The 14,259-nt window shown below is 71.1% G+C and carries 12 protein-coding genes; 7 read left to right on the top strand and 5 right to left on the bottom strand.

The features are described from left to right. Positions 1-62: 62 nt before the first annotated feature. Positions 63-1,709: a carbohydrate binding domain-containing protein gene (locus BCL76_RS40650; protein WP_109783060.1), complete on the bottom strand. Its 1,647-nt coding sequence runs from the start codon at positions 1,707-1,709 to the stop codon at positions 63-65. Positions 1,710-1,979: 270 nt separating this feature from the next. On the opposite strand from BCL76_RS40650, the gene BCL76_RS33165 reads away from it, so the two are divergent. The 4 genes from BCL76_RS33165 to BCL76_RS33150 all read left to right on the top strand — a co-directional run bounded on the left by BCL76_RS33165 (position 1,980) and on the right by BCL76_RS33150 (position 7,947). Beyond that, on the top strand, positions 1,980-3,962 hold the full coding sequence (locus tag BCL76_RS33165; RefSeq protein ID WP_109783059.1) for an acyl-CoA dehydrogenase family protein: 1,983 nt from the start codon (positions 1,980-1,982) through the stop codon (positions 3,960-3,962). Between the two features lie 112 nt (positions 3,963-4,074). Further along, on the top strand, positions 4,075-4,731 hold the full coding sequence (locus tag BCL76_RS33160) for a 2Fe-2S iron-sulfur cluster-binding protein (RefSeq protein WP_109783058.1): 657 nt from the start codon (positions 4,075-4,077) through the stop codon (positions 4,729-4,731). Continuing rightward, on the top strand, positions 4,728-5,744 hold the full coding sequence (locus BCL76_RS33155; RefSeq protein WP_109783057.1) for an FAD binding domain-containing protein: 1,017 nt from the start codon (positions 4,728-4,730) through the stop codon (positions 5,742-5,744). The genes BCL76_RS33160 and BCL76_RS33155 overlap by 4 nt, the downstream gene beginning before the upstream one ends. 103 nt (positions 5,745-5,847) lie before the next feature. Beyond that, positions 5,848-7,947, top strand: a complete 2,100-nt coding sequence (locus BCL76_RS33150) for a xanthine dehydrogenase family protein molybdopterin-binding subunit (protein ID WP_109783056.1) — start codon at positions 5,848-5,850, stop codon at positions 7,945-7,947. Positions 7,948-7,979: 32 nt separating this feature from the next. Here BCL76_RS33150 and BCL76_RS33145 read toward each other — a convergent pair whose 3' ends face one another. Further along, positions 7,980-8,396 (bottom strand): hypothetical protein, encoded by a 417-nt coding sequence (locus BCL76_RS33145; protein WP_109783055.1) that lies wholly within the window; start codon positions 8,394-8,396, stop codon positions 7,980-7,982. 248 nt (positions 8,397-8,644) lie between these two features. On the opposite strand from BCL76_RS33145, the gene BCL76_RS33140 reads away from it, so the two are divergent. Together BCL76_RS33140 and BCL76_RS33135 are read left to right on the top strand one after the other, a co-directional pair. After that, positions 8,645-9,091 (top strand): acyl-CoA thioesterase, encoded by a 447-nt coding sequence (locus BCL76_RS33140; protein WP_109783054.1) that lies wholly within the window; start codon positions 8,645-8,647, stop codon positions 9,089-9,091. Positions 9,092-9,156: 65 nt separating this feature from the next. After that, positions 9,157-9,624, top strand: a complete 468-nt coding sequence (locus tag BCL76_RS33135) for an NADAR family protein (RefSeq protein ID WP_109783053.1) — start codon at positions 9,157-9,159, stop codon at positions 9,622-9,624. Between the two features lie 22 nt (positions 9,625-9,646). Here the strand turns inward: BCL76_RS33135 and BCL76_RS33130 are convergent, their stop codons facing one another. Then, on the bottom strand, positions 9,647-10,144 hold the full coding sequence (locus BCL76_RS33130) for a hypothetical protein (RefSeq protein ID WP_109783052.1): 498 nt from the start codon (positions 10,142-10,144) through the stop codon (positions 9,647-9,649). A gap of 421 nt (positions 10,145-10,565) precedes the next feature. Between BCL76_RS33130 and BCL76_RS33125 the strand changes: the two genes are divergently transcribed. Beyond that, positions 10,566-11,300: a hypothetical protein gene (locus tag BCL76_RS33125; protein WP_146228477.1), complete on the top strand. Its 735-nt coding sequence runs from the start codon at positions 10,566-10,568 to the stop codon at positions 11,298-11,300. A gap of 14 nt (positions 11,301-11,314) precedes the next feature. Here BCL76_RS33125 and BCL76_RS40140 read toward each other — a convergent pair whose 3' ends face one another. After that, positions 11,315-12,037 (bottom strand): helix-turn-helix transcriptional regulator, encoded by a 723-nt coding sequence (locus tag BCL76_RS40140; RefSeq protein ID WP_258310048.1) that lies wholly within the window; start codon positions 12,035-12,037, stop codon positions 11,315-11,317. Continuing rightward, on the bottom strand, positions 11,919-13,982 hold the full coding sequence (locus BCL76_RS33120) for an AAA family ATPase (protein WP_258310047.1): 2,064 nt from the start codon (positions 13,980-13,982) through the stop codon (positions 11,919-11,921). The genes BCL76_RS40140 and BCL76_RS33120 overlap by 119 nt, the downstream gene beginning before the upstream one ends. Positions 13,983-14,259: the final 277 nt, after the last annotated feature.

Raw genomic sequence — 14,259 nt, 5'->3', positions numbered from 1 at the left:
CGGGGCCCGGGAGTCGAGTCCCAGGCTCATGCCTCGCCGTCACCCGCGTCGTCGGGTGAGCGTCAACGACCTTGGAGGGACTTGACGTTGTCGCCGAAGGTCCAGCCCTTCGAACCGTCCCAGTTGACCGACCAGGTCATGAGCCCCTTCAGCGAGCCACCGAACGCGTTCCACGACTGACTTACGAGGCTCGGCGCCATGTGGCCACCGCCCGCGCCGGGCTGGGCCGGCAGGCCGGGCACCTGCTTGTCGTAGGGCACCTTGACGGTGGTGCCCTGGATGACCAGACCGTTGTTCAGACAGGTGGTCTGCGCGGTGAAGCCCTGAACGGTACCGGCCTGGTAGGAGTCGCCGGAGCAGCCGTACATGCTGCCGTTGTAGTACTGCATGTTCAGCCACCACAGTCGGCCGTTGTCGGCGTACTTCTTGATGATCGGCAGGTAGGAGCCCCAGATCGAGCCGTACGTGACGCTTCCACCGGTGACGTACGCGGTTTCGGGGGCCATGGTCAGGCCGAAGCCGGCGGGCATCTGGGCCAGCACGCCGTCGATGATGCGCACGAGGTTGGCCTGGGAGGCGGACAGCGTATTGATGTTGCCGCTTCCGGAGAGGCCGGTCTCGATGTCGATGTCGATTCCGTCGAAGTTGTACTTCTTGAGGATCGGGACGACGGTCGCCACGAACCGGTCGGCGACCGTGCTGGAGCTCAGGTCGATCCCCGCGGCCGCGCCGCCGATCGACATCAGGACGGTCGCCCCGGCCGCCTTGGCCTGGCACATCTCGGCGGGGGTCGCGACCTTGACGTTGGCGTCCATGCCGTCCTGCCACAGGACGGTGCCGTCGGAGAGGATCACGGGGAAGGCGGCGCTCAGGACGTTGTAGCCGTGCGCCGCGATCCGACCGTCCGTGATGGGGACCCAGCCCATGCCGGGGTGGACCCCGTTCAGGGCGCCGTCCCAGTTCTCCCAGTATCCCTGCAACACCTTGCCGGGGGGCTTGGGCTTCGTGGGGCAGGTGTCGCCGGGCGGCGGTGTGGTCGTCGGGGTCGGGGTCGGTGTGGACGTCGGCGTCGGGGTCGGGGTCGGAGTGGTCGGCGTCGGTGTAGGTGTGGGTGTCGGTGAGGGGTCGGTGCCGCCGGGGCCCGCGAGCGACACGTCGTCCGCGTGGTACGCGGGCTGCCCGTACCAGCCGTGCAGGTAGACGGTCACCGAGGTGGTGGTCGGCCCGGTGGTGAAGTCGACGCTGAGCCGCCCGTACGACGGGGTGTTCGGCGTCCAGGTGGAGGGAGTACCGGTCAGCCCGGTGCCGGTGGCGCCCAGGTAGACGTAGCTGCCCTGGACGTAGGCGCTCAGCGTGTAGGCGGAGTTGGGCCGCACGCTGACGGTCTGGGCGCACCGGGCGTTGTCCAGGCCCGTCGGCGTGGCCTTGAGCGCTGATGCGCCTGCGTGGACGGGACTCGTGACGGTCGTGCCGGATCCGCCGGAGCAGCTCCAGTCGGAGAGCCCGTTCTCGAATCCGGAGTTGGCCACCGACTCCGCGGTGGCGGCACCGGCGGTGACGGAGCCGGTCACGGCGATACCGGCGCCTATGAGGGCGGCGACGCCCAGCCCGGCGAGGGAACGTATCAGGAGGGGCGCCCCCTGTCCGGTGTGGCGGGCCCGGCCTGTGTCACCGGACGGATGTGGAGTACGTGATCTCCGACGGAACATGCTGTGCTCCCTTCCCGCCGAGCGTCATGGTCGTGACCGGCGCGTGGGGGCGCGACGCTCGGCTCGGGTGAGGTGGGGACATGTGGGGCTGTGCCGGACCGGATCGTAGGAGCGGCGACCAGGCCCGTCAATAGGTCTGGACCAATACCGGGTATCGGGGTTCGGAGTCGGCGCCGATGCCGCCGGCCCAGGAGGGGATCCGCCCCGGACCATGACCCCGCCACCCGTCCGTCCCCGGTTGATCGTCCCCGGGCGGGGTAGCGGAGCGTCATGGCCACCGAGAACGCTTCCGCCCCCGCGACCGGGTACGTACAGCCCGACATCGACGTCCCGGCGCTCACCGAGGTGCTCGACGGCGGGTACGCCGGGATCCGCGACCTTGTCCGCACCAATCTCGCGACGTACTCCGCCATCCTGGAGGAGGCCGACGAGCTCGACATCGACGCGTTCCGTGAACGGGTGCGCGAGGTCGTCGTCGCGATGGCCGCGACGGGCCAGACCGGTATGGGCTTTCCTCCCGAGTACGGCGGGGGCGGTGACATCGGAGCCTCGATCGCCGCGTTCGAGACCCTGGCCTTCGGCGACCTGTCGGTCCTGGTGAAGACCGGCGTGCAGTTCGGACTCTTCGGCGGCGCGATCCTTCACCTGGGCACCGAGCGCCACCACAAGGCGTACCTCCCGGACCTGATCACCGGGAAGCTCATGGGCTGCTTCGCGATGACCGAGACCGGGCACGGCTCCAACGTCCAAGCGCTCGGTACCGTCGCGCGGTACGACGCCACGAGCCGGGAGTTCGTCATCACGACCCCCGACGAGAGCGCGCGCAAGGACTACATCGGCAACGCGGCCCGCCATGGCGAACTGGCCGTCGTCTTCGCCCAGCTGGAGGTGGCCGGCCGGTCCCACGGCGTGCACGCCTTCGTCGTCCCCGTCCGGGTCGACGGAACGCCGGCGCCCGGTGTCCGGATCGAGGACGACGGGCGCAAGATGGGACTCAACGGGGTGGACAACGGCCGCATCCGGTTCGACGGCGTACGGGTGCCGCGCGAGGCGCTGCTCAACAGATTCGCCGACGTCACCCCCGAGGGCCGCTACGAGAGCGCCATCGACGATCCGAACCGGCGCTTCTTCACCATGCTCGGCACCCTGGTGCAGGGCCGGGTCAGCGTCGCGGGCGCCGGGATCAACGTCGCCAAGGTCGCCCTGGCCATCGCCACGAAGTACGCCGTACGGCGGCGCCAGTTCGAGGCGGCCCCGGACGCCGAGGAGCAGCTGCTCCTCGACTACGGTCTGCATCAGCGCCGCCTGCTGCCGCTCATCGCCCGGACCTACGCCTTGCACACCGCGCAGGACGTCGTACGCACGCAGTTGCACGAGGTCTTCTCGGGCACCGACGACGACGCGCGGGCGCGGCGCCGACTCGAATCGAGGGCCGCGGGCATCAAGGCGCTCGGTACCTGGCACGCCACCCGGGTCGTCCAGGAGTGCCGCGAGGCGTGCGGCGGCGCCGGCTATCTCGCCGTCAACCGGTTCGCCGCCCTCAAGGGCGACAGCGACGTCTTCACCACCTTCGAGGGCGACAACCACGTCCTGCTGCAGCTCGTGGCCAAGGGACTGCTCACCGACCACGCGAGCGAGTTCGAGGACCTCGACCAGCTCGGCATGGTCCGCTACGTCACCAACCTCGCCGTGGAGACGGTCATCGAGCGGACGTCCGCCCACAAACTGCTCGAGCGGGTACGCGACCTGCTGCCCGGCGGCGACGAGTGGGATCGGGAGGCCGGGCTGCTCGACTCGGAGTACCAGCTCGCCATGGTCCGCTTCCGGGAGGAACACATGCTGGCCGGCCTGGCCCGGCGGATCAAACGGGGGATCGACCGGAAGCAGGCTGCCGGCGCCGTCTTCTCGCAGGTGCAGGACCATGTCATCGCGCTCGCGCGGGCCCACGTGGAGCGGCTGGTGACGGAGGCTTTCGTCGACAAGGTGCGCACGCTGCCCGAAGGGGGCGAGAAGGCCGCGCTCGCCCTCCTGTGCGACCTGTTCGCCCTGTCCACGATCGAGGCGGACCGGGCGTGGTTCATGGAGCACGGGCGGCTGACCGTCCAGCGTTCCAAGGCGATCAGCCGCGAGGTGAACGATCTCTGCCGCAAGGTACGTCCCCTCGCGGTCGACCTCGTCGACGCCTGGGGTATCCCGTCCGCGGTGCTACGGGCGCCCGATCTCGTGGGCCGAGCGGGGCCGGATCGGCCGTGACGGCGCGCCCAGGGCGCCGGAGCGCGGGCGATGCCCGAGGCTGGACAGTCGAGAGGATATCCATCGGTAACGGACATGAGGGACAGCCGTGGCTGCGAGCGGAGCACCACCCATGCGTCAAGGCGGTTCCGGACCCGGACCCGCACCCGGCGGCGGGCCGCCCGACTCGGCTCCCTCGGCCGGCGGTCACCGTTCGAGCATCGCGCTCCGGGTCAACGGCACGCATCGTGACCTCGATCTGGACCACCGCGTCACCTTGCTCGACGCCCTGCGCGAGACCCTGGAACTGACCGGGACCAAGAAGGGCTGCGACCACGGCCAGTGCGGCGCCTGCACCGTCCTCGTGGACGGCCGGCGCGCCAACAGCTGCCTCCTGCTGGCCGTGGCCCAGGACGGGAGCGAGGTCACCACCGTCGAAGGTCTCGCCGACGCGGACGGAACGCTGCACCCGCTCCAGCGGGCCTTCCTCGCGCACGACGCCTTCCAGTGCGGCTACTGCACACCGGGGCAGCTCTGCTCCGCCGTCGGTGTCCTCGGCGAGGCCGCCGACGGGCACCCCTCGCACGTCACCGACACGACGGCACCGGCCGGTCCCGTCACCCTGACCGCCGAGGAGATCCGCGAGCGGCTCAGCGGAAACCTCTGCCGCTGCGGCGCCTACAACGGGATCGTCGCGGCCGTCGCCGAGGTGGACGCCGGGACGAACGGCGCCCGTGCCTCCGCCGCTTGCCCACCGGCGGCCTCTCCGCGTCCGGATGTGATCGTGTGAAGCCCTTCGCCTACGTCCGGGCCACCAGCCTCCAGGAAGCCGTGGCTGCCCACGCCCGGCGACCGGGCTCCCGCTACCTCGGTGGCGGCACCAACCTCGTCGACCTCATGAAGCACGACGTCGAAACGCCGACCGCCCTCATCGACATCTCCGGGCTCCCGCTGGACCAGGTCGAGGAGCTGCCCGACGGAGGACTCCGTATCGGAGCCACCGTGCCCAACGCCGACCTGGCCGCGCATCCCCTCGTACGGAGCCGCTGTCCCGCGCTCTCCCAGGCCCTGCTCGCCGGTGCGTCCGGGCAGCTGCGCAATGTGGCCACCACCGGCGGGAACCTGCTCCAGCGCACCCGGTGCCCGTACTTCCAGGACGTGTCCAAACCCTGCAACAAGCGCGAGCCGGGCACCGGCTGCGGCGCCCGCGACAGCACGCACCGCGACCTCGCCGTCCTCGGCCACTCCGAGCACTGCGTCGCCACGCACCCCTCCGACATGGCCGTGGCACTCGCCGCGCTGGACGCCGTGATCGAGCTGTACGGCTCGGAGGAGGGGCCCCGGCAGGTCGCGGCGACCGCGTTCCACCGGTTGCCCGGAGCACACCCCGAGCAGGACACCGTCATCCACCCCGGGGAGATCGTCACCGCCGTGGTCCTGCCCCCTGCCGCCCCCGGGACCGTCTCGCTCTACCGCAAGGCCCGAGACCGGGCCTCGTACGCCTTCGCCCTGGCGTCGGTCGCCGCCGTGCTGGAACTCGCCGACGGCCGCGTACGGCACGTCGCCCTCGCCTTCGGCGGACTCGCCCACCGGCCCTGGCGTGCCACCGTCGCCGAACAGCTGCTGGCGGGCGCGCCGCTCACCGACGAGATCGTGGACCGGGCGGTGGACGCCGAGCTGGCGCAGGCGCGGCCGCTGCGCGGCAACGCGTTCAAGGTCGAGCTCGCCCGCAATCTCGCCCGTGACGCGCTCACGGGTCTGGCGCGCGCCGCCGGTGGGCAGCCCTCCGCACGGCTGCCCTAGGTCGTCCCTCGGATCCCGCCGTCCGTCGACCTGCCCCTTCCCCCTCACCCACGCACCCACGCACCATGCCGATCCGCGCCGATTCCACCAGACAGGGAGCGTCATGCCCGCCACGAACGCCCTCGGCAGCCCCGTGCCCCGGCGGGAGGGGCGCGAGAAGGTCACGGGCGTCGCCCGCTACGCCGCCGAGCACAACCCGCCCGGCTGCGCCTACGCCTGGCCGGTGCCCGCGACCGTCGCCGGCGGTCGCGTCAGCGCCGTCGACGACACCGCGGCCCTCGCCCTGCCCGGCGTCATCGGCGTCCTGACCCCGTTCGACGCGCCGCGCCTGGGCGCCTGTGACGATCCGACGCTGCAACAGCTCCAGGACCCCCGGGTCCCCCACCGCGGCTGGTACGTGGCCCTCGCGGTCGCCGACACCCTCGAAGGGGCGCGCGCCGCCGCCTCCGCGGTGCGGATCGCCTATGTGAGCGAACCGCACGACGTCACCCTGCGCGTGGACCACCCCGACGCCTACACCCCCGAGGAGGCCAACGGCGGGCACCCCGGGCACCGGGAGCAGGGTGACCCCGACACGGCCCTGTCCGCCGCCCCCGTCCGGGTCGACTGCGTGTACGCGGTGCCGCCCCTGCACAACCACCCCATGGAACCGCACGCCGCCACCGCCGACTGGGACGCCGGCCGGCGCCACCTGACCGTGCACGACTCCAGCCAGGGGGCGGGGCCCGTCCGCGCCGCTCTGGCCTCCCTGTTCGAGCTCCCGCCGGACGACATCACGGTCGTCTCCGAGCACGTGGGAGGCGGTTTCGGCGCCAAGGGCACCCCGCGCCCCCATGTGGTCCTGGCCGCGATGGCCGCGCTTCACTACGAGCGGCCCGTCAAGCTCGCCCTCCCCCGCGGCCACCTGCCCGCGACCGTCGGCCACCGCGCACCCACCCTGCACCGGATCTCGCTGGGCGCCCGCACCGACGGCACTCTCACCGCCCTCACCCACGAGGTCACCACCCACACCTCACGGGTCCGCGAGTTCGTCGAGCAGGCCGCCGTGCCCGCACGCGTCATGTACGCCGTGCCGGACGTGCGTACCACGCACCGCGCCGTCGCCCTCGACGTGCCGACCCCGTCGTGGATGCGCGCGCCCGGGGAGGCCCCCGGCATGTACGCCCTGGAATCGGCGATGGACGAACTGGCCGGCGCCCTCGGCATGGACCCGATCGAGCTGCGGGTACGCAACGAACCCGCGTCCGAGCCCGACAGCGGCCGCCCCTTCAGCAGCCGCCACCTCGTGGAGTGCCTGCGCGAGGGCGCCGAACGGTTCGGCTGGGCGAACCGCCGCACCGCGCGGCACGAGGGGCCGTACCTCATCGGCTCCGGGGTGGCCTCGGCCACCTACCCCGTACTCGTCGCGCCTTCCACCGCTCGCGCGCACGCCCGTCCCGACGGCGGCTACCTCGTCGAGATCAACGCCACCGACATCGGGACGGGCGCCCGTACCGTCCTGGCCCAAGTGGCCGCCGATGCCCTGCGGGTCCCCGTAGACCGCGTCGCCGTCGCCGTCGGACACACGGGGCTCCCCGCGGCGTCCCTCGCCGGAGGTTCCTCCGGCACGGGGTCCTGGGGATGGGCCGTCCACGACGCCTGCGTGGCCCTGACCGCGCGGCTGGAGAGGCACCACGGGCCGCTGCCGGCCGAAGGCCTGTCCGCGTCGGCGGACACCACGCAGTCGGCCAAGCAGAAGTCCCCGTACGCCCGGCACGCGTTCGGCGCGCACTTCGCCGAGGTCGCGGTCGACACGGTCAGCGGAGAGGTACGCGTGCGACGCCTGCTCGGCGTCTTCGCCGCCGGGCGCATCCTGAACCCGCGGACCGCGCGCTCGCAGTTCCAGGGCGCCATGGTCATGGGTCTCGGCATGGCGCTGACCGAACACAGCACCATGGACCCGGTGTTCGGCGATTTCACCGAGAGCGACCTGGCGGCGTATCACGTTCCCGCGCATGCCGACGTGCCGGACATCGAGACCCACTGGATCGACGAACACGACAAGCACCTCAACCCGATGGGCAGCAAGGGAATCGGGGAGATCGGCATCGTCGGCACGGCCGCCGCCATCGGCAACGCCGTCGCCCACGCCACGGGCCACCGCTTGCGCGAACTGCCCCTGACGCCGGACCGCGTACTGACCGCCCTGCGCGGAAACTCCTGAGCAGGTCACCGCACGGTGTCCGTGGGGCTGCGTCAGGACGGGCGTGACGACAGGGCGTCGAGGGCAGCGCGGAGCGACTGTTCGTACTGAGGGCGGGAGAAGACGAGGACGCCGAGCGAGTCGTGTTTCCAGTCCCGGCTGTTGTTGCGGAAGTCCGACCATGTCACGGTGGTGTCGGTGACCGTGATGTGCGCCAGGAGCGCCCAGCAGTCGTCGATTCCGCACGTGCACGACAACAGCAACGTTTCTCCCCGATCGGCGCCGTGAGGCACCCGGTCGGGTTCGCCGCCGAGCAGGTGCCGGGCGGACAGCGGAGCCGGATATGCGTACGCGCCGGCGAGCAGCGGCGCGGGGTCGGGTGCGAACTCCGCGACCCGCTCCTCCTGTTCCGCGAGCGCGTCGGGAAGCTCCGCCCTGCGGACGAGTTCCAGGAACGGAACGCCATCCACCAGGAATTCCAGAACAGGGGGCCTGTCGCCCCGGCCTTGCCCCCCGAAGAAATGGGGAGCCGCACGAAACTCGATCGCATACATGCCGGTCACATTAGCCGGTGATCGAACCGATTCGCGGGACACTTCAACGGTCGCCGAGAGGAGTAGCGACTACTCATGCGGGCCGCCCGGCAGCCGTGGTCACCTGCGGCGGGGCATCGAATCGCCCCGGACCCGGAAGACGTGGCAGCAGGGGGAAACAGGTCATGCAGGAACTGCCCGCCAAAGTGGGACGCACCCGACCGGTCCAGGTCCATTTCGACGACCTGGATCCACTGGGAATGGTCCACAACTCGCGCTACGCACTCTTCGTCGAACGAGCCATCACGGCCTTTTGGCAAGAAGAGGGATGGAGCATGGACCCCGATCGCTCGCGCTATCGCGACACCCATCTCGTCGTACGCGAATTCCTCATCCGGTACGAGGCTCCGATTCAGGGCACGGCGGGCGTGGACGTGTGGTTCCGGATATCACGGCTCGGCCGGACCAGCGTGGTGTACGAGTTCCAGGTGAGATCCGAGGAGGGCCGTCGTGTTCATGCTCACGGCCATCGGGTGCAGATCCGGGTGGATCCGGAAGCGCTGACGCCCCTCGCCTTCAGCGACGAACTGCGGGAAACCGCGCGTGGCCTCATGGAGGACCCGGCCCGGTAAGTCGGTTGCGACCGCCGCCCGGCTCCTGACACGGTGCGGTTTCCCGCCCCTGCCACGAGGTTCGCATGACGATCTACTTCTACGGCGCCGAGGAGGTTCCCTACGGCTGCTTCTCCAACTTCTCCGCGCACGGCGTGTACCTCGACGGACACCGGTGGCCGACCACGGAACACTATTTCCAGGCACAGAAGTTCACCGGGACGCGTCACGCCGAACTGATCCGCCGGGCCGGCACCCCGCTGCGCGCGGCGGAGCTGGGACGCGACCGGTCGAAGCCGCTGCGGCGTGACTGGGAGCGGGTGAAGGACGATGTGATGCGCCGCGCCGTGGCGGCCAAGTTCCGTACGCACAGCGACATCGGCGCGATCCTGCTGGCCACGGGAGACGAAGAGATCGTCGAGGACACGACGTCCGACCACTACTGGGGGCGCGGCCGGACGGGGACCGGCAAGAACATGCTCGGCCGGATCCTGATGCGTACGCGTGGTCGCCTCCGCGCCGAACTCGGTGAAGCGGGTCGGCGAAGCAGCTGACGGGGGTGCTCGCCGGGCCACGTCATCCGGCCGTGAGCCGCTCGTACAGGTCCTGCCCGAAGCGCGTCCGGTACACGCCGTGGACCAGGGTGCCCGGGGACGCGTAGCCGGTGTGCTCCGGGCGGCGGACCCGCCCGTCCCACTGCGTCACGTCCCGTACGAGGGGTGCAGGGCGTCCCAGGTACGCCTGTGCGGCGTCCGCCGGTGTCCAGGTCCCCTCGATCGTCGAACGCCAGAACGCGCGCCCCTGCCCGACCACCCACATGCAGAGGTCCTCGGTGCTGTCCTCGGACCAGACCGCTCCGTCGACCGTCACCCCCTCCGAGAAGTCGATCAAGGACTCGGCGGCCTCCAGGTAGGCCGCCGCGTACGCCTCCAGACGGTCCCTCGGCTGCGCCTCCAGCCATGACTCCAGGGCGGACAGGCTGGGCCGGGTCGTGTCCAGGACCTCCCAGAACCAGCCGGGAACGTCCTCGGTTCCCGTCGACCCCTCCGGTGGGATCACAGGCGTTCCTGCCATGCGCGTGCCTCCGTCTCCGGCCGGGACCGCGCCCGGCGCTCGTGTCGTGGTTCGGTGTCCGATCCACGCTCAGCCTTCCTGAGTTCCGGTGGAGCTCCGATGGAGTTTCCGGTGGACGAGCCTCTCATGGCCTCGGCCGACTCCGGTCCGCTCGCCGCCGTCCGGGATCCCGACCTCCCCGGGCCACTGAGTAGGCATTGCTCACGACGCCCGGGCTCGTACGCGTAAGACTCCGATCCGTGCGCCTGCCACGAGGCAGTTCGATCACCCGACCCGCGACCGACGATCGCGGGACAAATGCGAGGAGTGCGTTTCCGTCATGCGAAGAGGAAAGTTTCCCGTTGCGGTTCTGGCAGCGGCAGCCCTCTTGGGAGAAATGTGCTCCGCATACGCAGCCTGCTCCCTCTCCTACAGCCCCGACATGGGGTGGACCATCGGATGGATCTTCCTGGTCTTCTCGCTGAGCACGGCTCTCTCGGTGATTCTCTCCCTCCGCGGAGTCACCCTGCTGGGTCCCGCCTCTTTCGCCGCGGCGGGGTCGGGAGTCCTGGTCTCGGGGACGGAACGCGGCGAAACGACCTTCACCCTGATAGGGGTGGTGTTCATCGCCGCCGGACTGTCGTCCGTGTTCCTGATGATGCGCTTCGCTCGTCTTCCTCTCCACGGACTGCTGGGTGCGCGGTTGCTCACCCGCAGGGAGCCGAGGGAGCGTCGCACCAGGTTGTGTCGGTTCACCGATCTCGATCAACGCTTCCTCCCCTTGCTGGAGGAGACGGTGCACAAGTACTCGCTGGGAGAACTCCGCTCCGCGACACGGCTCTGCTGCGAAACGCGCTATGCGGACAATGGCGCACTGCGGCGTGGCACATACGCCGGGCCGGTTCCCGTGATCGAGGCGTGCATACTCACCGAGAAGCTGGTCATCATCGCGATCATGTACACCGAAGGCGCCGGGGTCGCCCTGGTGGGAAGGCTTCAGCAGACCATGCTGAGCGAGGTGTCCCACAGCGAGGGAGAGCACGAGGCGTATGTCAGGTCGGCGTGGCTCGATTCCACCGAGGCGTCGAGCTACCCCTTCCCTCTCGACGACGGTCCCGCCGGCGAGGAATTCGTGGCGGAGTTCCGGGCGATGCTCAGTGCCGCTCGGCACACCTGACGGGCCCTGCTCCCTCAGCGGAGCAGTCGCTCCGTCAACTCCTTGCGCGTGGTGATGCCGAGCTTGTGGTAGATGCGTTGCAGGTGGTTGTCGACGGTGCGCACGGAGATGGTCAGTGCGGCGGCGATGTCCTTGCTGAGCATGCTCCGGGAGGCGAGCAGCGCGATCTCGCGCTCTCTGCCGGTGAGCCGTACGGCGGCCTCACGGGCCATGAGAGCAGGGGTTCTGGCACCCTCGCAGCGGGCCGCGAGAGCCTCGGCGCGCACGGAAGCCGCATTGGCCCGGCGGGACTGCCCGGCCCCCCTCAGGACGGCGGCGGCGGTGCTCGCCGCCTCGGCCGCCGGCAGGTCCGCTCCCATGGCTTCCAGCGCGTCCGCGGCGGCGAGGAGCCCGTCCGGGTCGTGTGCGGCCCATGCGGCGGCCAGATCGGCGCGGGACCGGTGGAGGAGCCCGGTGCACTCCGCCGCGATCTCCGCCAGCCGCCCGGCCGCCTCACCGGCCTCGCCGGCCTCACCGAGCCGGACGAGATCGGTCAGCAGAATCCCTTCGGACGCCGTCTCGCCGCGCTCGAACGCTTCCTGCGCGGCCGCGGTCAGGACCGCGCGTGCGCGGGTGAGCTCACCTCGGGCGACATGCAGCCAGGCCTCGCCCAGTCTCTCCTCGGGGAAGAATCCCGTGGCGGGCAGCCGACCGCGTTCGGCCAGGGCCGCTTCCGCCGCGTCGGCGTCCCCCTGCAACGCGGCGGATGCCGCCAGACCCGCCAACGCCATCGACAGCATCACCGGGGTGTGCGGGCGGGACGATCGGGCGACCTCCGCGAACCAGCGCCGCGCCTGGGGCCGGGTGTCCGGCAGCCCATGCGCCACGCGCCAGGTAGAAGGCCAGCATCCGACGGTCCGCGGTCGCCGTCGCGTCCGGGAGGCCCGCGAAGGCCCGTTCACCCACCTCTCGGGCCTCGGCCAGGCGACCGCTCTCGGCCAGGGCGAGCGCGAGAACCGCCTGGTGGGCCACCTCCTGGGTGGCCGTGGCGCGGGTTTCGCCGGCGGTCGAGCTGAAAGCGATGGCACGTCGGATCCAGCCCTCGGCCTCCTCCCCCCGTCCGGTGACCGCGAGCGCCATGGACCTGGTCATGGCGGCCCACAACCATGTCTGGGCGTCCGGTGCGTGCGTGCCCTCACGTTCGAGGTCCGCGCTCAGGGCGAGGCTGTGCCTGACCTCTCCCACGGTGAGGGCGGCGGCGGCTTCGTTGACGAGCAGGACGCGGCGACCGAGGGGATCGGTGACCCGGCATCGGGCGGACTCGATGACATCGAGAACCTTCGCGTAGGACGTTCCCAGCCCCCACATGAGGTTCTGTGTCCGGACCACCAGCGCGGACAGGACCTCCTGTTCGGTCGCGGCCATGGCGTCGGCCCGGGACAGCACGTCCTCGGCCTGCTGGAAGTCACCGGCCTCGTACAGCGTCTTCCCCGACAGCAGCTCGATCCGGAAACCCCGATGGTCCTGCGGGATCGCCCGCAGGAGATCGAGCGCGCGCGGGTAGGCGTGGGCGTGCGCGGCCAGGACGGCCGCGCGGACGAGCAGGCCCGGGTCGGCCGTGCCCGTGGCCGCCAGCTCGAACGCGGCGAGGTGGATCGCGTCCTCCCGGCGACGTGCCCCCGTCCGCTTCAGCAGACGGACCTGCCGCAGCAAGGTGTCCCTGCGGCACCGGGCCGTCATGTCCGCGCGCAGTACCTCGCCGTGGAGAGGGTGGGCCAGCCGGACCGCTGTTCGTCGTTCCTCCTGGACGACGACGATCAGCCCCGCCCGCTCCAACTGGTCCAGCACCTCCGGTTCGGCGTCCTGTTCCAGGTGGGCCAAGGACAGCGGCTCGTACAGCGACAACACCTGCAATACCTGTCGGCCGGCGTGTGGGGCGACGGCGAGCCGGGAACGGATCAGGTCGGTCAGGCGCCGCGTGCCCGGCAGCCGATCCGCGGTCATGTCCCAGATCTCCCCGTCGCACGTCAGCACTCCGGCGTCCACCGCTCCCACCACCAGCTCCCGCAGGTAGAGCGGGTTGCCCCCACTGGTCGCCAGAAGGTGGTTGACCGCGCTCCTCCCGACGGGCCCCTCCAGGACCCGTTCCAGCGCCGTCGTGACCTGGTCCCGGTCGAACCCGGCGAGGTCCACCTGGCGGACAGCGTCCCCGTGCCCGAGCGCGGACACCGCCGGCGCCGGACCCTCCTCCGACCGAACCGTTCCCAGCAGGAAGATCACTCCGGCGTCCATCAACTGCCGCAACAGCATCGCCGAGGTCGCATCGAGGAGGTGGATGTCGTCGACCAGGATCACCATGCGGGGCCGCGCCGCGCCGGGCCGCGACAGCAGTGCGGCCACATCGGCGAACCCCGAGACCGGGTCGGACAGATCGGCGCCGTCGGGCAGCAGATGAGCGATGGCGCCCAACGGGACCGACGCCGCTGCCGCGGTGGCGACCGCCCGGCCGGCCCGGTACCCGAGCGCGATCGCACGGTCCAGGCACTCCTCGGCCAGCCGGGACTTGCCCACCCCGGCCGGCCCGAAGATCAGGAACCCGGCGCTGCGGGCTTCGGGCAGGACCTCGTCGAAGCCACTCAGCTCGGCCTCGCGCCCCACCAGCGGCCAACGCCGCAGCACACTGTTCCGGTTGTTCCGATGCATTCCTTCGCCCCCACTGAACGAGCACGGCCGAACTCGACGGGGCCGACGTGCGAGCCAGGAGAACACGGCCGCATGGGCTCCGCCAACTTCGTTCCGTACCGGCTACCGCTCCGTCCACCCCCGCGTGCACCGCCGCTCGTACGGGACGCGGCCGACGTCGCCGGTGAGGTGAGTAGCCCTTACTCACGCGCCTCGACACAGGTCACCGGTCCACTTGCCGCAGCAGCCGGCCGGCCGGCTGCCGAAGCGGCGGGGGCACGTTCCCGGGCGCGCAGGC

Origin of the sequence: Streptomyces sp. CG 926 (assembly GCF_003148825.1) — a bacterium.
Classification (GTDB): domain Bacteria; phylum Actinomycetota; class Actinomycetes; order Streptomycetales; family Streptomycetaceae; genus Streptomyces.
The sequence above is the reverse complement of the archived record's forward strand: the minus strand, read 5'-3'. Positions and strand labels throughout refer to the sequence as shown.

Bases quoted from the DNA above. Each gene is read 5' to 3' on its own strand.
- BCL76_RS40650 (WP_109783060.1), bottom strand. From the start codon at position 1,709: ATGTTCCGTCGGAGATCACGTACTCCACATCCGTCCGGTGACACAGGC.
- BCL76_RS33165 (WP_109783059.1), top strand. From the start codon at position 1,980: ATGGCCACCGAGAACGCTTCCGCCCCCGCGACCGGGTACGTACAGCCC.
- BCL76_RS33160 (WP_109783058.1), top strand. From the start codon at position 4,075: ATGCGTCAAGGCGGTTCCGGACCCGGACCCGCACCCGGCGGCGGGCCG.
- BCL76_RS33150 (WP_109783056.1), top strand. From the start codon at position 5,848: ATGCCCGCCACGAACGCCCTCGGCAGCCCCGTGCCCCGGCGGGAGGGG.
- BCL76_RS33140 (WP_109783054.1), top strand. From the start codon at position 8,645: ATGCAGGAACTGCCCGCCAAAGTGGGACGCACCCGACCGGTCCAGGTC.
- BCL76_RS33135 (WP_109783053.1), top strand. From the start codon at position 9,157: ATGACGATCTACTTCTACGGCGCCGAGGAGGTTCCCTACGGCTGCTTC.
- BCL76_RS33130 (WP_109783052.1), bottom strand. From the start codon at position 10,144: ATGGCAGGAACGCCTGTGATCCCACCGGAGGGGTCGACGGGAACCGAG.
- BCL76_RS33125 (WP_146228477.1), top strand. From the start codon at position 10,566: ATGGGGTGGACCATCGGATGGATCTTCCTGGTCTTCTCGCTGAGCACG.
- BCL76_RS33120 (WP_258310047.1), bottom strand. From the start codon at position 13,982: ATGCATCGGAACAACCGGAACAGTGTGCTGCGGCGTTGGCCGCTGGTG.